This window comes from Peribacillus sp. NPDC096379, assembly GCF_044762875.1.
Classification (GTDB): domain Bacteria; phylum Bacillota; class Bacilli; order Bacillales; family DSM-1321; genus Peribacillus.
In genome coordinates, this window is sequence record NZ_JBIWFD010000003.1 from 431581 (window position 1) to 451123 (window position 19543).

Consider the following 19543-nt stretch of genomic DNA (forward strand, 5'->3'; position numbering starts at 1 on the left):
TGTTTAGAACTCGTTCCAAACACATTGTTTGGAACCGGTTCTAAACGAAGTATAAGATCAATTAATTATTTTGTCAACGCTTTCTCGTTTGATTATTTCATATTTTGAGAATATAACTCGATCTATTTCTTCTTTGTTTACCAATTTTACGATATTTTTTGCAGCAATATTACCAGCTTCTTTATAAAAAAACTTAGCTGTTGTAATACTAGGATGGATCAAATCCGTTACTTCATACCCCCCAAATCCAGTAATTGAAACAGCCTTTGGAACTTGTAACCCACTCATATAGGCAGCTTTTAAAGCACCTAGAGCTATATTATCAGTCGCACAAACAATGATACTTGGATTGTACTGCTTAATAATTTCAAGAGTTTTATGAATCGCATCTTCACTCTTAAAGCTTGTCTCAAAATATTCCACTTCAATATCTACCTTATTTGCCATCGCAGACATAAATCCTTCTCTACGTTTTACCCCTACTGCGATATCTTCCTTTGTAACGCCTAAATAGGCGATTCTAGTATGTCCTTGTGAAAGAACGTATTCCCCTAATGAATGGGCAGCTTGATAATCATTATGAATCAAGCTATGAAATTCTTCATTTTCTTGGCCAACAAGTAAAATCGGTACCTTTATTTCATGCAAAGCTTTAATATGTTTCTCGGTAACCATAGTTGCCAATAAAATAATGCCCGCCACCTTTTGCTGGGCTAATATATAAATATTTTCAATTTCACGGTCCAAATCCTGACTTGTGTTAGAAATAATTAACTGATATTCCAAATCTCTTAGCTTCTCATCAATGCCAATCAAAGTTTGTGAAGTCGCGTAAGAATCCAATCGGGGAACAATCGTCCCAATAATATTCGTTTTCTTCGCTTTCAAGCTTTGGGCAAATTTATTTGGGGAATATCCTGTTTCTTGAACCATTTTTTCAATTCTTTTCACCGTTTCCTCACTCACAGATCCACCGTTTAAGTACCGTGAAACTGTACTCTTAGCCACACCCGCCATTTTTGCAATATCAGCAATCGTTACCATTTACCCAACTCCATTTTATACAAATCTTCCATTATTATAACAAATGTAGAATGAAGGATGTACCCATTACTCGAATAACCACATCACCCCCAGCCTTTCTTGTATTAGGATCTTAAGAAAAAGGATAACTCATACTGATGTCGAATTATCAACTTACGAAAGTCGTTACATATCGCTTTCACCCCAGTAAATCTGAAATCGCCATTGACATTCAATCTTGATTTTCAGCTTTACATTCATTCTCACATTGCTGATACGCTTGCACTATTTTTTAACTCAAACAAGAAACTTAAACACAGTTTTATTGTTATGCTTAAGAAGCACGACTTTTACTTACTGAATGGAGGTTGCACGTATGAAACATTATGGAATATTTGTGAACGGCGAATGGTCAGATTATGGCTTAGATAAAATTGAAGTAAGGAATCCAGCTACCAATGAAGTGATTGCCACTGTTCCAAACGGAGGCGCGGATGAAGCAAATAAAGCAACAGATGCAGCATACGACGCTTTTAAAGGATGGGCTGGACTGTCTGTTTATGAAAGGTCTGAGTTGATTTGGAAATGGCATCACTTAATAGAAGAGAGTAACGCCGAGCTTGGGTACACCATGACAAGGGAACAAGGAAAGCCGTTAAAAGAAGCGATTGGGGAAATTTCCTATGCAAATGGATTTTTATCCTGGTACGCAGAAGAAGGCAAACGAGTGTATGGAGAAACCATCCCAGCAACTCAGGCTAATAAGCGATTATTCGTGTCCAAGCAGCCCGTTGGTGTCGTTAGTGTGATCACTCCTTGGAACTTCCCAGCTGCTATGATCACAAGAAAAGTTGCACCAGCACTTGTGGTTGGCTGTACAGTTGTCATCAAACCATCAGAATTAACACCGCTCACCGCTTTAAAATTGGTTGAGCTAGCAGAACAGGCAGGAATTCCAAAAGGCGTCATTAATGTTGTAACAGGAGATGCAAATGCAATTGGAACTGCCTGGATTGAAGATAATCGAGTCCGTAAGCTTACCTTTACTGGATCAACAAAAGTCGGCAAAATTCTAATGAGAGGCGCAGCAGATACAGTCAAGAAAATCTCCCTTGAACTTGGTGGACATGCGCCAGTTATCGTTTTGGAGGATGCCGACTTAGATAAGGCCGTCACAGGCGTCTTGAACTCTAAATTCCGAAACGCAGGGCAAACTTGTGTCTGCGCAAATAGAATCTATGTACATGAATCCATTCATGACGATTTTATTGAAAAATTAGTCGCCAAAGTGGGAGCTCTTAAAGTAGGTAACGGACTTGAAGAAGGTACTGATATTGGACCGCTTATTAATCAAAACGCCGTCGATAAAGTATTAGCGCATATTGAAGATGCCATCAAGCAAGGTGCCAAACTAGAAACAGGTGGAACGGCAGCAAACGGACTCTTCCTCAAGCCGACCGTTTTAAGCAATATCGATGACTCTATGCTTTGTATGCAAGAAGAAACATTCGGACCACTTGCACCGATTGCTTCCTTCAAAACAGATGAAGAAGCGATTACACGCGCGAACCAGTCCATCTATGGACTAGCAGCTTACGTCTTCACCGAAAACATTAGTAGAGGCATTCAAATCACAGAAGCTCTTGAATTCGGTATCGTCGGCTTGAATGATGGGGTGCCGTCAACTCCTCAAGCACCATTTGGCGGTTTTAAACAAAGTGGTTTAGGTCGCGAAGGCGGACATCAAGGGATAGAAGAATATTTGGAAGTGAAGTATATTTCGTTAGGGTTGTAATAGACTAGCTCAAGCTAAATTGGTCACAGCTTGAGCTTTTTACGTTTATTCAAGGGGTTAAACTGGGACACTTCACATTTTCTATTTTGAAAATGTATCACTAGACGCCAAAGTATCTCCATTTCTGTTATTGAGTAATACTTTCTAACGTTTTTTGAAACCCTTCTTTATATGGCGTCCTTGGAATGTGACCTATTTCTCTCTCATATTTTCCACCGTCTAATACGACTGGATCTTCGTTTAAGTAAAACATTTCAACCATTTCCCTCATACCAGGGTCAAACACTCCAAGTAGTCGAATCATATTTTTAGAAACGGTGGAAACCTTTTTCTCATACCCCGTCAACTCTCTAACAAGTTCGATGATCTCCTTTCCAGTAATGGTGCTCGTGCCCGGAATATTCCAATGCCCTCCTTCAAAGCGGTCTTGCATAGCCAATTCACAGACGGCCTTCGCGCCATCCGGTGTATAAATATATTCTCGTGGGATCGTTTGATCGCCGACAAACTGGGCTTTTTTATCTTTCATTATCGCTTGAAACATATAATCCAGCAATGTGTTTTCAGCATGAGGTCCATAGAAGTCTGGAAAATGTGCGATCAACATCGGCACACCGGAATCCTTTGCCATCGAATTCAACTCCAGACGAATTTTTCCTTTTTTCGTATGGGGATCCTTCCTTGTCGTTTCAGCTACCAAGGTACCGAGATTTCTTCCGTAAGCATAGATATTGTCGACAATTACAAGCTTTGTTCTCGTTTTTTTGACCGTATTAAGAATATTTTTCATAAGAATGGGCTGTTTATCCTCCCATTCCTGATAAGGTATATTAATAGAGTGAAAAACAATGTCTGCATATTCCGCGGCCCGACTTATTTGTTCTTCGTTAAAGACATCACCTTGAACAAGTCTTACCTGATGATTTTTGAACAATTTATTTAGCTTCTCTAGGTTTCTAGCAAAAGCCGTAACCTCGACTCCCCGCTCCAGTAATTCATACACAATTGCGCTCCCCATGCCACCCGTCGCTCCCAATACAAGTGCCTTCATTATTATCCCTCCTCTTAATGAACCAACGGTCAATAAAATGTTAAAAAAATTAGCGCTGCAAAATTGTCCGTAAAATGACTTCTACATGTGTTTCAGCCATGATTTCCACCTCAGAATAAGGCTGTCTATTTCTACAATAGACTGAAACAAATCCATGGAGCGATAGAAAAACAGACCACGTTTCTTTAATCGGTATGCTCCTATTGCTCAATTGAAGCAGCGCTTCTGAAAATTGCCGATAGCTTTCACTTGGTTCCTGCTGCAGAAAGCTTTGAACCTCTTCATCTCTCGTTAAAAACATAATTTCATAATGATTAGGATGATCGAGACCAAATTTTATAAATCTTAGAAATAAATCTCTGATTTTTTGATGATTATCAGCTTCACTATTCATCACTTTCGCAATCTCGTGATTCAGTAAGGAAAAGTCCAGCGATACAAGACTGTAGAAGATTTCCGCTTTATTTTTAAAGTGATAATAAAGCGCCCCGTGTGAATATCCAAGATTTTGTGCTATTTTTCTCATCGATACATGCTGATAACCTTGCTCTGCAAATAAGTCTCTCGCCGTGTCCATAATCATTTCTTTTGTTAATTCATTATCCACTGCTTTTCTTGGTGACATAGTCTTCTCCTTTAATTGACCGATGGTTAATTAAAAGTTTATCTAGATTCTCACCGATTGTCAATATATTCTAAAAAAAGATGATGAAACGCAATTCTGTCGTAGTGACTACATCCGCCAATACTACTCATCATATTTGTCACTGATACACGAGTCGAATTTCAGAATTACCTTCAGTTATGTGACCGATGACCACGCTCTGATAAGTAAACTCGAATTTGGTTAGTAACTTTACTTAGATGGTTAGTAAATATTTGAAAGTGTTTAGTAATTTTGCATAGTTGGTTAGTAAATTGTAAAAGTGGTTAGTAAACTTGCTTAGTTAGTTGGTAAGGCGATAATAAATTCCAGATTTCGAATATAACATTGAAAAAAATTCAGTTGAATTTTAGTTTCAATCCCTTTCCCTTAGTTTTCAAACAATTGAAGATTTATCCTGGCGTTCACTTCTAAACTATAAGCATCACTGAAAATTTTGATAAAAAAACATCCCTATCTATGGATAAGGATGAAAAACTAGTTGGATTTAATCTTTCTCGGATATTTGGCACCTTTGCTTAAAAAGAAGTAACAAGTCTTCTAAATTTCTCAAAGGTAAATTCATTAAATAAGAATGGTCAGCAGGTTGATAAATATTTTCCGAAATAAGAGTATGAATGATTTTCTCCTTTCTGGCTTTGACGATTTTTTCAAGCCTTCCCATTTAAGAAATTCCTCCTATCCATGCATTACATCTCATCCGATCTGCTGAATACGTTTCTTAGTTTGTTTTCATCCTGTTTAAACGAATTATCAGCGGGAAAGAAGTCCCTCTCACTGTTAGCAATTCACTTCATTGCTCATTTTTCAATGCAGCACGACCTTCTTCACCAGTACGGATTTTAATCACATTGGCCAGTTCATAAATAAAAATTTTTCCATCTCCTGGTTTACCTGTATTGAAGTTTTTCCTTGCAAGGTCGATTACTTGCTGTACTGGTACCTCACAGACAACGATTTCAATTTTGATTCGGTCATGCAGGCTGATTTCACGAGTCACACCACGATAGGTTTCCTTATACCCCTTTTGCAACCCGGCCCCTTTGACTTCTGCGACCGTAATCCCACTGACGCCGATTTTAGCCAACTCCTGTTTGAACACTTCGAATTTCTCTGGCCTAGTAACAATTTCAATCTTTGTTAATACATCTCCCATCATATAGCCCCCCCTTTTTAAATGGATTCGTGGTATGCCTTTTCTCCGTGTAAAGAAATATCCAGACCAAGCGTTTCATCTTCTTCATTCACTCGTAGCGGTACTAAGTAACTAATTACTTTAGCAATGATAAATGTAAGCACCGCTACGAAAATGTAGGTTGCGACGATTGCAATCAGCTGTTTCCAAAATAAATCGAAACCCCCATACAGCAATCCGTTTGCTCCTCCTGGATTAACAGAGGTTGTAGCGAATAAGCCAGTTGCAATCCCTCCCCATGTGCCACCTACTCCATGAAGACCAAACGCGTCAAGTGCATCATCGTAACCAAGCTTTCCTTTTAAATAAGAAACACCCCAGAAACAGACAGCTCCACCAACTAAGCCAATAATAATAGCGGCAGGCACTGTAACAAAGCCACAGGCAGGTGTAATTGCAACTAACCCGGAGATTGCTCCCGATAATGCACCAAGCATCGTAGGCTTTTTATTGCACACATACTCAATTGCAAGCCAGCCAAGAATGCCAGCTGAAGCAGCAACTGCCGTGTTTACAAAAACGACCATGGCTACTTCATTAATCGTCAAAGCGCTTCCGACGTTAAAGCCATACCACCCGAACCAGATTAATGTTGCACCTAAGAATGTTAGCGGCAGATTATGGGGTGAGTTTTCACCTGACAATTTACGTTTTCCGAGCATAATCGCTAATACGAGACCCGTAACACCAGAGGAAACATGAACCACATTACCACCTGCGAAATCCAATGTTCCAAGCTGAGCTAACCACCCACCGCCCCATACCCAATGAGCTAGTGGAGCGTATACTAGCAACGACCAAAAAATTGTGAACAGTAAGAATGCTGAAAATTTCATGCGCTCAGCGACCCCTCCAGCAATAATAGAAACGGTTATTACAGCAAATGTCATTTGGAATAACATGAACAAACTGTGCGGAATCGTATCACTGTAAGGTCCAGGCTCAAACCCAACCCCTTTCAATCCAATCCAATCTAAACCTCCAAAGAAAGCATTTCCCTCTGAAAAAGAAAGCGAATAGCCGATTGTAACCCATAAGATTGAAATGACAGCTAGCGGCATATAACTATGCATCGCAGTGTTTAATACGTTTTTACTTTTTACCATTCCTCCGTAAAAAAGTGCAATCCCTGGAGTCATAATCCAGACAAGCATGGTTGCCACAAACATAAATACTGAATCTGCTAATTCCATTTTTTCTCCCCTTTATAAATGTTATATCACCTAACATCTTGTGTTATATTTAATATCATATTAAATAAACTAACAAAAAGTCAACTGAATTTTATAAATATTCAAAATAAATGTTAGATTAATTAACATTATGTTTTATCCTTTCCAAACAAGATAACAACTTCAACCTTTGACGTATCAGGTTATTAATACATTACACTGTTAGGCTTTTGTGGTACGATAATAGTAATATTTTCAAAATGATAAACTTTTAAGGAGCGTGTAATCGATGGGTGTAACGCTAAGCAAAGGTCAAAAGGTAGACTTAACAAAAGCCCATCCAGGCCTGCAACACGTTGTTGTAGGACTAGGATGGGATGTCGGCAATTTTGGAGCTAGCTATGATTTAGATGCATCAGCCTTTTTAACTGGTGCGAATGGTAAAGTAGCGAGCGATGCAGATTTTGTTTTCTATAACAACCCTTCTGGAGGGAATGGATCTATTCTATATAGCGGAGATAACCGGACAGGTTCAGGTCATCAAGATGATGAACAAATTCAAATTGATTTGAACCTTGTACCGCAGACGATCCATCGTATCGCATTTACAATCACGATCCATGATGCGCATATGAAGCAACAAAACTTCGGACAAGTTGCCAATGCTTATGTAAGAATTTTTAACACACAAACATTTGAGGAATTAATACGGTTCGAACTTGGCAGAGACTTCACAGTAGAAACCGCCATCGTTGCAGCAGAATTGTATCGTCATAACGGAGAATGGAAATTCAATGCCATTGCAAGTGGTTTTCAAGGTGGATTATCTGCTTTATGTAGAAACTTCGGTGTGAATGTGGATGATGCACCAACTCCCACTCCAATTGTTCAACAACCTTATCAACAGCAGCCTATCCCTTCGCAACAACAGCAACAAGGGTTTGGCAATCAGCAAGGTGGATTTGGCAATAGCAATACCAATACATACGGTCATCAGCCCCAACATCAACAGCAACCAACCTACCAACCTCCTATGCAAAATCAAGCGCAAAGAGGTGGAGCCTCACAGCAATACGGTAGCGAAGAGCTGCAATGCCCACGTTGCCATTCAACCAATGTTAGAACTGGACAAAAAGGATTCGGACTCGGTAAGGCAGCAGTTGGCGGGTTAATTCTCGGTCCAGTCGGGTTGCTAGGCGGATTCATTGGAAAAAACAAATTGAAACTTACTTGTAACAGTTGCGGCAATTCATGGTCACCAAATCAAACCGATTATTCCGAATGGGCCGTGCAACAAAAGCGGAAAGCACAGGATTTATTCGCTCGATACAAAAGTCAGGATGTGTTAGACGCCATCGTCGCAGGATGTGCACTTGTTTCCATGGCAGATGGACACCTAGATCCATCCGAGCGCCAGCAAATGATTGATTTTGTCAATCAAAGCGAAGAATTACGCGTCTTCGATACAAACAAAGTGATCACACAATTCAATAACTTTACTCAGAAAATCGAACGAGATATGATTGTCGGTCGCGCTGAAGCCTTCAAAGCATTAGGCCGCGTCCGAACAAAACCGGAAATCGCTCGTCTTATCGCAAGATATAGCATAGCGATTGGGTACGCAGACGGTAACTTCGACGCGAACGAACAGCGCGTTGTCAGCGAAGTTTGCCGGGAACTTGGTCTTAATCCAGCTGAATTTCTTTCCTAACAAAAAAAGCATGAACATATTAGTCATAAAGAAGCTGGACACCATAAAAAAGACAAACGGAAGACTCTATCCAAAGAGTCTTCCGTTTGTCTTTTACTCATACTTAGATTTCCAACTATCGAAACTTGCTTGAGTTTTCTTTTCACCAAATACCGCATACATCCCTTCACGAGTAACCACCCATGATGTTCCGAATTTACGAATAGTTCCGTGGGGGAAATCATGAATTCTCCTTCTTAACGTCGAAGAGTCAATGCCCCATTCCTTGCACGCTTCACTTGAGCTCAATATGTTTCGACTATCTAAGTTTGGTTGTTTTTTAAATAAGTTAATCATCCAGCAAGCACCTTCTCGATTGGCATTTTATACAAAAGCGATTACGAAAGCTCTTTATAAATATGCATAACCTGATTCAATATATCTTCAGCGGCTAAGATTCCTTTTTGCCCTGTTCGGTGAATCGTTCTTTTCACCGCCGAATTCCCCATTTCACTTAGTTCTCCGTGGATAGGGGATATTGCATAGTCCGCAACTTCAAGCATAGGCAGATCAAGTAGCGAATCCCCCGCCGCTGCCACAAATTGTCGATTGCTTTTTTCTTTAATATAAGCGACTGCATCCCATTTATTCACCGCTTTTGGTACAAAATAAAGCTTGCGACCTTGCAGTGACATTTTCCAACCTTGTTGATCGATTACTTCTTTGAATTGCATTAATTCATCCAGCGGAACCAAGTCACGTTCAATCAAACAATAATGGAACAGTTCATCTGCCGTATGTTGGGAATGAACCCACTCATCGTTAGCTATTTCACTAAAATGTTCAAGGATCTTTTCTCCACTTAACGCCTCATTTTCTAGCTTCATTTTAATTTGTCGTTGCCACTCTTCATCTACTTTACCTTTCACAAGAATATTTCCACCATTGCTTGTCACAGCAAAAGGCGGTACAATTTCCTCTTGGAATAGAGTAATATATTGAAACTGTTCTACCGTTCTTGTTGTAACCGGAAGAAACATCATCTTGTGAGCAACTTCTTTTAATAATTCAATTGCAGCTAAGGTCATATAGGAGATTTCCCGTTCACCGCGTTTTTCAACAACACGCATCGCGGGCGCAGAACGATCTTCACTAAGCCTCATCGAACGGATTGAGTAAATTAATGTTTGATCTAAATCACTCGCAAAGATCATAGCTTCTCCTTCAACGACTTAATTAGTCCGCAACAAGTATATGACATTTCTGGATACTCTTCAATCGGAACACCACGATCTTTAGCCAGCAGAATAATATGCTTTAATCGCTGATCATTTCGATTTTTCACAAGTATCTTCCAAGGAACCCTTCGTAATAAAACACGAGTTGTTTCTCCAACACCAGGCTTTATATGATTTATATCATCGATTGAAAAATCAACTTGTATCTTTCTCACACAAGCCTCTCCTGACCAATTCGGAGCTGTGTGCATCAGACGAATTTTCTCAAGATGAGTTTGAATATCTGGCTCAACTCTAGGAAACTCTTTAACGATGGTAGCAATAAATTCATTGGATACATCTTCTTCTTCAAGATGACGATAATATTTTGCACCATGAAAATCCTGATCAGAAATATACGCTTTATTATGAACTGTACGGCTTACAAGACCTGACACAGTTGAATTCAGACAAGCACTCGGGATCAAGAAATCCTCTCTTGTCCCATAAATTTCAGAACAATAACCTGGGTCAGCTAACACGGCAAGACCGTCATCCAGATTATAGCCAAACTTGTCATTCATTTTTTGGCAAGCTTTTGCTAATTCAAGGCTGATCGCACCTTTACCCGTCCACCCATCAATAAATTGAATCTGACGATCTGGATGATTCTCTTTAATATAACGAATTGCCTGCTCATCAATTCCTTTACCACGGATGATAGAAACACTATAATGTGGCACATCCAAGTTATAAGCAAATGATAAATAACGCTTAATGAGGATGCCAACCGGCGTACCTGCTCTTGCTAAGGATACAAGTATTAGATTCCTCCCTTTTTTCGCAAGAATTCCTTCTGTCACTACACCTATTGCTACCGCCATTTTCTGTGCATATTCTACCAATGCTTTTTGATACACTTTCATGTATTCAGATGTCGGCTTGTATTCAATCGGCAACATTTCAGAGTAATGAACACCAGATTGAATCGCTTCTTCCCGGTCCTCCGTTCCCTGTTCCTCCATGACTTCACTTAGATCTTTTAATAGAAACGTCACATCTTCAGGTGGATAACTGCCCATTGGCGTAATTGTAAAGTTCTGTTTAATCGGCATGACCTTCTCCTTCTACTTTAGAATTCATGGTCACCACAAAGAGCCTCTTTGCACCGACTTGTTTGATCTTTTCTAATAAAGATTCCAGGCGAACCTCTTCTACTTCGCGCTCGAGGAATAGATAGATGTCTTGGTAGCTCTTATATGGGATATTGTAAAAATAATTTATGACGCCTGAATCGTCTGGATTCACAAAATCAAACCCATTTGTCACAGCATACCCTTCTTTATCAATTCGATGAATCGGACTTCTCGTCGTTGATTGACAGAAGACATCATTGCCCATATATGAAGCGATTTTCATTGGAAGATACATAAATTCACCCGTCCCTAGACAGAGCGTTTTTCCGCCAGAACGAGTTTGCTTAAGACCCACTCCCACATGAAATGCATAATCATCAATACTCGGGCGATCCCTTGATGATATTCCGTTAAAACGTCCTGTCATTCCGGAATAAGGAACTTGATTCACAAATCCTTCACTACTAATAGATACATACGCAACATCATCAATCTGTTTAAAGCTCTCATATTCTGATAGATTGATAGGATGGATCTCCGTTTCAACAGCAGCACCAGAATGGGCATATTCATAGTAACCTTCCGTATCAACAGGATTTCCATCTACTTCGATCCTACCTGCCAATAATGTTGCGGTTCGAATGCGGATCCCCAGCTTTTCTTCTAATTCCGCGTACGCTGCTTTGTTTGCTTCTGAACGCCAATCCAAAAGAGACAAGACGACATACTCTTTTCGAGGATATGCAGCATGAATGGATTCTATAATATTTAATGCTGTTTTCCCTGTTGTAATTTCATCATCAACAAGAACGATTGGGCCATCTTTTTGCAACAACTCTTTATTTCCATAGCACGCTTGCTCAGTCGCATGAGAATGTTCTTCTTCAAACTCTATGCTCGACTCTAACCCGACAATTTGTTCTCTTGTAGTATGAAGATAATGGGCATTATTAAATAAATCAAACACACTATGCCCAAGTGCTGTCGCAGTCTCCGCAAAGCCGATGAAAAGTGTTTCATCAGGTAAATGAAATGGGTTGTCCATGAGAGAATGGTAGATTTCTTCTTGCCTATTTCCTGATAACAACGCTTCTATCACAGCTTTTCTGCCTTCTATTGAATGGGTATGCACCGTCTCTAAATAACGCATCGCTAATAACGCACCACTTAACAAAGAAGTAACCGGCGCTACCGGGATATGCTTGCCAAGGATTTTACTAACAAACAGAAAGCCACGTTTCTTATTTTTCCGGGCTGCCATTTCGAATAAAAAGTCTAAAGGAAGATTATAAGGATTTTCCGTTACTTCAACTGTTACAGCTAAAGAATCTAATATATTAAATATGGATCTGTTCTTGCTCTGTGAGTAAATCAATGTATGAGCATTGTTCATGATACACCCCGTATATTTTCGCTTTGCTAACGATTTTTATTGCCCAATTATAATGGGGCTTCATTTCATTCATTTTATTGGAAAATTGACTTTTCAGTACACCTGATTCTCCACCAATTCCCTCTAATATACTAATAGCATCCATATATTCTTCGTAGGAAACAACAGAAAACGCGTGAACAGGCTTTATATGGGTCGGATGAATAACCGTTTTCCCAGTAAGTCCATTGTTTTTGTCCAGCAATATTTCCTGAATCAACCCATCCAAATATTCATTTAAAAATTCTTTACGAATCGATAAGCCTTCTTTACCAAGACTGTTCGTAAAAGGGGTTTGGCGAAGCTGTGGCTTAAGCACTCGTTCCTCTTTATAAAAGTACTCCCATACAGGCCCTGACACAACATATTCTTTTTCACTTCGGCCAAATACATTCACGATATCAGCAATACAATCTCTGACGACCGAAATATCATAAATCGTAGAATCACTACTTCTTCTTATCCCATACAATCCACAAAAGTCAGTAGCTCCCATCCGGACATTTAAGATGCAATCATAATTTTCATCAAGCAGCTTCTTAATGCTTAATAATGAAGCTATTCTCGATTCTTTATAAATAACTTCAGCCGATTCAAGAATCGGCATCCCATATAATCGAATACCATATTGCTCATTTACATCGCGAAGAGCCGCAATGTAGCCCGCCCCATTTTCTGCTGTGAATTTTGGAAACACAAAGCCAGTTAGCACATGTATCGAGCTACCAAGATGCTCTGCTACATATCTCATTTGCTTTTCACTTCTCACTCGAATAAAAATGATTGGCAGTTCATCCATCGAAAATAATCCTGATTCAATCTGCATATGAAGCTGCTGAAGCTGAGCAATAACATTCATCTCTGCCTGATAGACTTCATGATCACTTACAGCATCTTCAAGACAAAGGACCATAGACACTAAACCATCATGCTTCTGTTTAACTATATCAGCGCAAATATTCGGACGAGTGCCAGGCATATACAAGCAAGCTCCAAGCGTAAGTGCCAGCAATTCTTTCTCGCTGTCTTTAGAAAATTCTATCGGCGTTCGATAAAAGATTTTCTCCACGCGATCCTTTGTTAAATAATTAAAATGCTTCAAACTTCTACCTCCTATTACGAAAAACCGTCACCGGTGTAAGGTTAGATATATAGTGAGACTCAATCAGCGGCGGGTTTCTTCAACCCTCGCTGACTGTTAGTCCCGTTCTAGTGTTGCTAATACCTACACTTCTTCGATTCCTACTCCTCTAATTCTTGAGGTGGGGGTCTTACCGCCCGTTAATGCGGGATTAAAAATTATTGAAAAAATGTATCCTTTATTTTCACTTAAGACTAGCATAAGACAAGCAAGAAATAGGGAGAGTTGTTTTGTTTTCTCTCCCTATTTCTTGTTTGTCTTAAGAGCGAAAAATTCTATTAGTATAAGACGGTCGACTAAGATTCGCACGTCCCTTTGTCTTCATCGACATATCTCGCATCCTTTGTTCCAAGAAATTTGGGATTAAACTACGAAGGAAATCTTTGCCAACATCTCGTGATCTTTCAGTAAAAGAATCGTTAGCTACATCCCTGCAGGCCTCAGTAAGCTAGCAATTTGCGCCAGACATAAAATATATGAAAAACCAATACTTTATTACTTTTACGAAAACCGCAACTACTCCATTCAGCCACACCAGGAACTTCAATCAATAAGTAGTTTTATTGCGAGATAAATAACGAAAAGGGAAACACAAATGTGTTCACCCTTTTGATATTTGGAACAATTATGAATGTACTATTACTTGTTCATCGTAATTTCTAGAACGGAAGGTTCTTAAAGTTACGATGACAAAATCGTTAAATGATATCTATGTATCCTTTAAACAGATAAACCGTAGTTTTGACATAATGAAGCCAAGCCACCTGAAAACCCACTGCCAATTGCATTAAATTTCCAATCAGAACCATGACGATATAATTCACAAATCACGACTGCTGTTTCAATCGAGAAATCTTCTCCAAGATCATAACGTAAAACTTCTACATTTGTATCTTCGTTTACAACGCGCACAAATGCATTAGACACTTGACCAAAGTTTTGGCTTCGTTGATTCGCATCATGAATTGTAACCGTGATTGCAATTTTATGGATATTTGCAGGAACTTTATTAAAGTCTATTTTGATCTGCTCATCATCCCCATCACCTTCACCAGTACGGTTATCACCCGTATGCAGAACGGAACCACTAGGGTCTTGCAAATTATTATAAAAGATAAAATCAAGGTCGTTGGTGCATTTATCATTCTGATCAACTAAAAATGCTGAAGCATCAAGATCAAAATCAAAGCCCCCAGTATATTTATTCGTATCCCAGCCTAGACCAATAACAGCACGTGTCAAACCTGGGTTTGTTTTCGTTAAATCAATTCGTTGCCCCTTTGATAATGAAATGGACATCAACATCATCCCTTCTATTTCCCTTAAAGATTATCGTGGGTGTGCCAAAAGGGTCTGACCTTGCACTCTATCCACAGTATCCAGTAGTAAAACACCAGATAAAGTCTATATGTAGTAGTTGCGGGGTCTGACCCTTCCATTGGACATCCTCAAATCAATAGAAACTCTATCTTCTACGAGCTTATTTAAAAATTCACTAAAAGTTATACAGATAAACCATAGTCAGTTACAAGTGCAGCCAATCCGCCTTGGTAGCCACTACCAATTGCATTGAACTTCCACTCGCCAGCGTGACGGTATAATTCCGCAACAACAACCGCTGTTTCAATCGAGAAATCTTCTCCAAGGTCATAGCGAATGAGTTCTGAATTACCTTGTTCGTTCACAACACGCACGAACGCATTCGATACTTGACCAAAGTTCTGACTGCGAGCTTCTGCGTCATGGATTGTAATCGTAAAAGCAATCTTTTCAACCTCAGCTGGTACAAGGCTTAAGTCGATTTTAATTTGTTCATCGTCTCCATCACCTTCACCTGTAAGGTTATCTCCTGTATGTACGACAGAACCGTTACCGCCTTGAAGATTGTTAAAGAATACAAAATCTTTTTCAGAACCAACTTTCCCTGAAGCGTTTAGCAAGAATACAGAAGAATCTAAATCGAAGTCGTTTCCCCCATCATATTTGTTTGTATCCCAACCTAAACCAATTACTAAATTTTTAAGTCCTGGATTTCCTTTTGTTAAATCTACTTTTTGTCCTTTGCTTAATGAAATCGCCATAATTATTTTCCCTCACTTTATTAGATTTATTTTGTATGAAGACATGGGGACGGGGCTTCGCGACTTACTAATATAGTCAATTTACTTTGGAGATATACTTCCTTTATTAAGAAATTACTCCAAAATCGGGCTCCACACCGCCACCATTGTGATTAAGCAAACGTAACCTGCTTAATGATAGACCTTCATGGTAGATGGTGGCGTTTTAACGCCATATTCGTTTTGTAAAAAAGTTACGCATACTTGTTTGCAATCTCAGAAATAGATGTGTCTTTAGTTCCGTCTCCGATTGCATTAAATTTCCACTCACCGTTATGACGGTAGATTTCTCCAACAAATAATGACGTCAATCCCGCATAGTTATCTGTCAAGTTAAAATGGATTAATTCTTGACCATTTGAATTATCCACCAAGCGGATAAAAGCATTTTGAATCATTCCGAAATCTTGTTTTCGTTGTACACAAGCATAAATATTCACGACGAATACAAGCTTTTCTATACTAGGAGAAACACGATTTAAGTCGACGATGACTTGCTCATCATCCCCATCACCATCTCCTGTTGTGTTATCGCCTGTATGTTTTACACTTCCATCCCCACTTGTTTTATTACCAAAGTAGATCAAGTTGTTTTTATTCGTTAATTTCTCGTTCTTGTCCAAAAGAATGACAGAAGCATCACAGTCAATGCTCGGAGTACTTCCACCACCAAACAATCCTCCTAAAAGGCCTTTTGGCTTCCCTGAACTTACTGGGTCCCATCCTAAACCTACTGTAATGGATGATAAACCGGCTCTGCCTTTTGTAAGATCTACCTTTTGCCCTTTTTGTAACGAAATCGCCAACAGAAACACTCCCTTACCGACTCACGCCAGCGTGTTTTATTTAATTGTATTGTATCATCATTCTTCCATTCGAACAAATAATAATACTCTTAACTTTTCAATTGTCTTGTTTGAAATTTTTCTTTCAATTCGATTAAACGTTTTGTACCTTCTTCACGTGTTCGTTTATTTTCATCTTCAATTTTCTTTGTTTCTTCTAATCCATTAATAATAATGTTCCATGACTCTTCAATCGTTTCAATTTTGATACTTGGCGCTCCCGCAAGTCGTGCAATCTCTGTGCTTTGTGATGAAATATTTTGTGCATTTCGCACGAGCATTTCATTCGTTCTGCGATCAAGCTCACTCATTGAATCAGCAACAAGCTTTTGACGTTTTGCAGATACCGCCTGAATTAATCCGTTTTTGAAAATTGGAATCGTTGTAACGAAAGCAGAATTAATTTTTCCAATTAGCTTTGTGTTGCCTCTTTGAAGCAATCGGATTTGTGGTGCTGTCTGCAAAGCAACCATCTTTGCCATTTCCAAGTCATATACCCGTTGTTCAAGCGTTTCAATACCATTTCGCAGTGTTTCTAATTCCATTGCTGCAATCTGGTCTCCCGATGTAGCTCTTGCTTCAAACTGCGGCAATAATGTTGCTTTCAATTCCTCTGCCTTCATCGCACCTGCAACACCATATTTTTCAAGAGCTAGGTAGAAATTAAAGTTTTGTTCATACATTTGTTCTAGCGTGTTTGTTGACGTCACCATCTCATTTTGGTACTTAGAAATTTCAACGTAAATCTTATCAATTTCGCCGCCCATTGTTTGGTATTTCCCAAAAATCTTATCGATCACTTTTCCGCCTTTTTTGAATAGTTTCCCAAACAAACCCTTCTTCTCTTCGGCAAAATCCTTCCGATCAAACTGATCCATAACCTTACCAAGCTGCTTTAATAATTCACTGGAATCTTCCATTGAACTGGCCTTCATCGTCCCTAAAATCCGGTCAGAGAACTTCGAAATCTCAACAGCTGGCTCTTTCCCGAACTCCAACAATGAAATCTGATTTTTTACATCAATCTGCTGAGCCAGCTTCTGCACTTCGGGTTCCTGACGAAGTTTGAGTTTAATTTCCTCCGTTTTATTAAGTGACAGCTGGTTCGTATTCTCATCAAGTATTTCTGTACTATTAACCTGCATTCTTTATCCCTCTTTCTTACGTATCTTTTGTGAAAAAGGGGCGGGGCTTCGCAAAATCAACTCGCACCGCCACCTTCATAAGTTGACACAGTTTATAGAACCTTAACGTTTTAGTTTTAGAGCAGGTGCTCATTGATCTTTTTTGAAAAAACGACGCCATATCGGTATCTTTGGTTCTTTATATTCGTAATTGAATTCAAACTGATCCATTAAATGTACATCATAATACTGTTCATCCATGTATTGCTCTATGTCTCTAAGACCTGATGGATTAAGAAGAATGATATCAAACCCCAACTCATTTAACAAAAGCAATAGCGCCGCATCGGAACGTGCTAATCCATTTCCGGAACCACTATTGTATAAAATAATTCTTGGAACGAACTGTGGATAATCAAATTTAAGTAATAAACTAACAATAGACTCAGGCAAGACCGTAAGCTGGGTAAATAAATACAATTTGAGATCCGCTATCGTCTCATGATGCTCCAGAAGAAGCTTCGGATTCGCACAAACTCGTGAAATTCCTGCAGCAAGCGCTTCTTGGACACCAAGTGGTAGTTGCTTTAATTTCCACCATACGCTATTGATCATTTTTTTAGGGTCTAGTACTCCATTATCTAAAAGTGCATGCTGATAATGATAGAGGTAATTACCATTGATGCTGTTTGTAAAAGGAAAGTAACGGATAAACAGCGATAACTCGCCGCCCTTTAGCTCCTCAATTTTCCCCCAATACTCACTCCTATTCGTTGTCACTCCTGATACTTTCGCAAAAAGGGATGGAACATGCACTTCATTTCCTTCAATATAAAAGTTCGGTCTAATGAATGCTCTTTCCCTGCTCATTAAAAATAATTCATCATACGTTGTTTTTAGTGTGATGGAGACAGGGTAATGAGAACGATACTGCCATGGCTTAAATATTGGCGTCTCTTCAGTATGTAGAATCCGCTCAATTTCCTTAGATGCCTGATAGGCAACTGTTGCCTTACGAACCGGACGCTGCGTTGGAAAAGATCTCGGTTCTTTTTTCACTTGAAAATCCTGAACAATCATTTGCTTCCGTTCTGGATCTAGTTCTTTGAAGATATCAGACCCAAGTGGATGGAATATTAATAAATCAAGGCCTAAATGTAGAATGAATGATAAGAAATAAAGTTCGCTTTTCGTTGCGTCACCATACCATAAAACAACTGGAACCTCTTCCCCATCCAGTTTACTAAGGATTTCATCAACATGGTTCCAAAGCCATTTAATTAAATCGCTAATCACTCTACGAAAATCAGGATGCTTAAATCCTGAATCATGTTGTTCGACAAATCGGGATAAAGTTTTATTGAAGCTTTCACGTATATGTCGATGAATCGAAGGATCTTCATGAGACGGAATAAGCTGTCTCCCTTCAAGAAAAGCGATAAAGCGATTAACGGAAAGCTGTTCACTTTGGTTTATTTGTAGCACTTCTTGAAGTGCCTGAAATTTCTCGGGATCATTTTCTTTGTTTAAACGGTCATTCCAGACGTATACATGAGGGTTTTGGGATAATGTAAATAATGTCAGATAATAGTCATCCTCATCTCGGGGAATACCTAAGAAACGAGCCGCCACTTGTCCAAGGCTAATGAAGGGTTCACCGCTTTGATGATTATCTCTTTCCGAGCGTTTCTTTTCGATTAATTGTTTCCATTCATCTTCTGTAAAATCGATCAATACCGGATTGATCTTTGCGTATTGACCAAATGCACCCACTGACAAATCTCCTTTCAAAGAAAAGCGCTAAGTTCTTTGTTCAACCTACGCATGCCTGCCAATTCGGATGACAAGGCTTTAAGGATCTAGGCTGTCAAAAATTACTGAAAAACTCCTGTTTCTATTATAACGTATTTGCCAGCAAAAGGTTTCATCGAAGTTGCT

At 39.2% G+C, this 19543-nt stretch carries 18 protein-coding genes; 2 read left to right on the forward strand and 16 right to left on the reverse strand.

Going from position 1 to position 19543, the window contains the following annotated elements:
* Positions 1-57: 57 nt before the first annotated feature.
* The gene (locus tag ACIQZI_RS16110) at positions 58-1044 is read right to left on the reverse strand and encodes a LacI family DNA-binding transcriptional regulator (protein ID WP_403074659.1); all 987 of its coding nucleotides are present in this window, start codon (positions 1042-1044) and stop codon (positions 58-60) included.
* 355 nt (positions 1045-1399) lie between these two features.
* On the opposite strand from ACIQZI_RS16110, the gene ACIQZI_RS16115 reads away from it, so the two are divergent.
* Positions 1400-2818, forward strand: coding sequence for an NAD-dependent succinate-semialdehyde dehydrogenase (locus tag ACIQZI_RS16115; RefSeq protein ID WP_403074661.1), 1419 nt, complete (start codon positions 1400-1402; stop codon positions 2816-2818).
* Between the two features lie 127 nt (positions 2819-2945).
* Here ACIQZI_RS16115 and ACIQZI_RS16120 read toward each other — a convergent pair whose 3' ends face one another.
* From ACIQZI_RS16120 to ACIQZI_RS16140, 5 genes are all read right to left on the reverse strand, one after another.
* Positions 2946-3869: an SDR family NAD(P)-dependent oxidoreductase gene (locus ACIQZI_RS16120; RefSeq protein ID WP_403074663.1), complete on the reverse strand. Its 924-nt coding sequence runs from the start codon at positions 3867-3869 to the stop codon at positions 2946-2948.
* Positions 3870-3918: 49 nt separating this feature from the next.
* On the reverse strand, positions 3919-4494 hold the full coding sequence (locus tag ACIQZI_RS16125) for a TetR/AcrR family transcriptional regulator (RefSeq protein ID WP_403074665.1): 576 nt from the start codon (positions 4492-4494) through the stop codon (positions 3919-3921).
* Positions 4495-5020: 526 nt separating this feature from the next.
* Positions 5021-5197 carry a hypothetical protein gene (locus tag ACIQZI_RS16130; protein ID WP_403074667.1) on the reverse strand — a complete coding sequence of 59 codons (177 nt, stop codon included), beginning with the start codon at positions 5195-5197 and terminating at the stop codon, positions 5021-5023.
* Between the two features lie 129 nt (positions 5198-5326).
* Positions 5327-5689: a P-II family nitrogen regulator gene (locus ACIQZI_RS16135; protein ID WP_403075210.1), complete on the reverse strand. Its 363-nt coding sequence runs from the start codon at positions 5687-5689 to the stop codon at positions 5327-5329.
* A gap of 17 nt (positions 5690-5706) precedes the next feature.
* The gene (locus tag ACIQZI_RS16140; RefSeq protein WP_403074669.1) at positions 5707-6921 is read right to left on the reverse strand and encodes an ammonium transporter; all 1215 of its coding nucleotides are present in this window, start codon (positions 6919-6921) and stop codon (positions 5707-5709) included.
* Positions 6922-7189: 268 nt separating this feature from the next.
* On the opposite strand from ACIQZI_RS16140, the gene ACIQZI_RS16145 reads away from it, so the two are divergent.
* Positions 7190-8611 (forward strand): TerD family protein, encoded by a 1422-nt coding sequence (locus tag ACIQZI_RS16145; protein ID WP_403074671.1) that lies wholly within the window; start codon positions 7190-7192, stop codon positions 8609-8611.
* 93 nt (positions 8612-8704) lie between these two features.
* On the opposite strand, the gene ACIQZI_RS16150 is transcribed toward ACIQZI_RS16145, so the two are convergent.
* The 10 genes from ACIQZI_RS16150 to ACIQZI_RS16195 form a co-directional block, all read right to left on the reverse strand.
* Positions 8705-8947 (reverse strand): helix-turn-helix domain-containing protein, encoded by a 243-nt coding sequence (locus tag ACIQZI_RS16150; protein ID WP_062184432.1) that lies wholly within the window; start codon positions 8945-8947, stop codon positions 8705-8707.
* Between the two features lie 41 nt (positions 8948-8988).
* Positions 8989-9804 carry an HAD family hydrolase gene (locus tag ACIQZI_RS16155; RefSeq protein ID WP_403074674.1) on the reverse strand — a complete coding sequence of 272 codons (816 nt, stop codon included), beginning with the start codon at positions 9802-9804 and terminating at the stop codon, positions 8989-8991.
* A complete protein-coding gene (locus tag ACIQZI_RS16160; RefSeq protein WP_403074676.1) occupies positions 9801-10922 on the reverse strand; it encodes a cysteine protease StiP family protein in 1122 nt (373 codons plus the stop codon). The genes ACIQZI_RS16155 and ACIQZI_RS16160 overlap by 4 nt, the downstream gene beginning before the upstream one ends.
* Positions 10912-12336, reverse strand: a complete 1425-nt coding sequence (locus ACIQZI_RS16165; protein ID WP_403074678.1) for a phosphoribosyltransferase family protein — start codon at positions 12334-12336, stop codon at positions 10912-10914. Before ACIQZI_RS16165 ends, ACIQZI_RS16160 begins: the two co-directional genes overlap by 11 nt.
* Complete coding sequence (locus ACIQZI_RS16170; RefSeq protein ID WP_403074680.1) at positions 12281-13477, reverse strand: HpcH/HpaI aldolase/citrate lyase family protein; 1197 nt, start codon at positions 13475-13477, stop codon at positions 12281-12283. Before ACIQZI_RS16170 ends, ACIQZI_RS16165 begins: the two co-directional genes overlap by 56 nt.
* 759 nt (positions 13478-14236) lie before the next feature.
* Positions 14237-14815, reverse strand: a complete 579-nt coding sequence (locus ACIQZI_RS16175) for a TerD family protein (RefSeq protein ID WP_403074682.1) — start codon at positions 14813-14815, stop codon at positions 14237-14239.
* 203 nt (positions 14816-15018) lie between these two features.
* A complete protein-coding gene (locus ACIQZI_RS16180; RefSeq protein WP_403074684.1) occupies positions 15019-15597 on the reverse strand; it encodes a TerD family protein in 579 nt (192 codons plus the stop codon).
* A 233-nt stretch (positions 15598-15830) separates the two neighbouring features.
* Positions 15831-16442 (reverse strand): TerD family protein, encoded by a 612-nt coding sequence (locus tag ACIQZI_RS16185; RefSeq protein WP_403074687.1) that lies wholly within the window; start codon positions 16440-16442, stop codon positions 15831-15833.
* Positions 16443-16531: 89 nt separating this feature from the next.
* Complete coding sequence (locus ACIQZI_RS16190) at positions 16532-17626, reverse strand: toxic anion resistance protein (protein ID WP_062184454.1); 1095 nt, start codon at positions 17624-17626, stop codon at positions 16532-16534.
* Positions 17627-17755: 129 nt separating this feature from the next.
* On the reverse strand, positions 17756-19378 hold the full coding sequence (locus ACIQZI_RS16195; RefSeq protein WP_403074690.1) for a YceG family protein: 1623 nt from the start codon (positions 19376-19378) through the stop codon (positions 17756-17758).
* Between the last annotated feature and the right edge of the window lie 165 nt (positions 19379-19543).

Coding starts and splice junctions, on each gene's coding strand:
- ACIQZI_RS16110 (WP_403074659.1), bottom strand. CDS start 1,044: ATGGTAACGATTGCTGATATTGCAAAAATGGCGGGTGTGGCTAAGAGT.
- ACIQZI_RS16115 (WP_403074661.1), top strand. CDS start 1,400: ATGAAACATTATGGAATATTTGTGAACGGCGAATGGTCAGATTATGGC.
- ACIQZI_RS16120 (WP_403074663.1), bottom strand. CDS start 3,869: ATGAAGGCACTTGTATTGGGAGCGACGGGTGGCATGGGGAGCGCAATT.
- ACIQZI_RS16125 (WP_403074665.1), bottom strand. CDS start 4,494: ATGTCACCAAGAAAAGCAGTGGATAATGAATTAACAAAAGAAATGATT.
- ACIQZI_RS16130 (WP_403074667.1), bottom strand. CDS start 5,197: ATGGGAAGGCTTGAAAAAATCGTCAAAGCCAGAAAGGAGAAAATCATT.
- ACIQZI_RS16135 (WP_403075210.1), bottom strand. CDS start 5,689: ATGGGAGATGTATTAACAAAGATTGAAATTGTTACTAGGCCAGAGAAA.
- ACIQZI_RS16140 (WP_403074669.1), bottom strand. CDS start 6,921: ATGGAATTAGCAGATTCAGTATTTATGTTTGTGGCAACCATGCTTGTC.
- ACIQZI_RS16145 (WP_403074671.1), top strand. CDS start 7,190: ATGGGTGTAACGCTAAGCAAAGGTCAAAAGGTAGACTTAACAAAAGCC.
- ACIQZI_RS16150 (WP_062184432.1), bottom strand. CDS start 8,947: ATGATTAACTTATTTAAAAAACAACCAAACTTAGATAGTCGAAACATA.
- ACIQZI_RS16155 (WP_403074674.1), bottom strand. CDS start 9,804: ATGATCTTTGCGAGTGATTTAGATCAAACATTAATTTACTCAATCCGT.
- ACIQZI_RS16160 (WP_403074676.1), bottom strand. CDS start 10,922: ATGCCGATTAAACAGAACTTTACAATTACGCCAATGGGCAGTTATCCA.
- ACIQZI_RS16165 (WP_403074678.1), bottom strand. CDS start 12,336: ATGAACAATGCTCATACATTGATTTACTCACAGAGCAAGAACAGATCC.
- ACIQZI_RS16175 (WP_403074682.1), bottom strand. CDS start 14,815: ATGTCCATTTCATTATCAAAGGGGCAACGAATTGATTTAACGAAAACA.
- ACIQZI_RS16180 (WP_403074684.1), bottom strand. CDS start 15,597: ATGGCGATTTCATTAAGCAAAGGACAAAAAGTAGATTTAACAAAAGGA.
- ACIQZI_RS16190 (WP_062184454.1), bottom strand. CDS start 17,626: ATGCAGGTTAATAGTACAGAAATACTTGATGAGAATACGAACCAGCTG.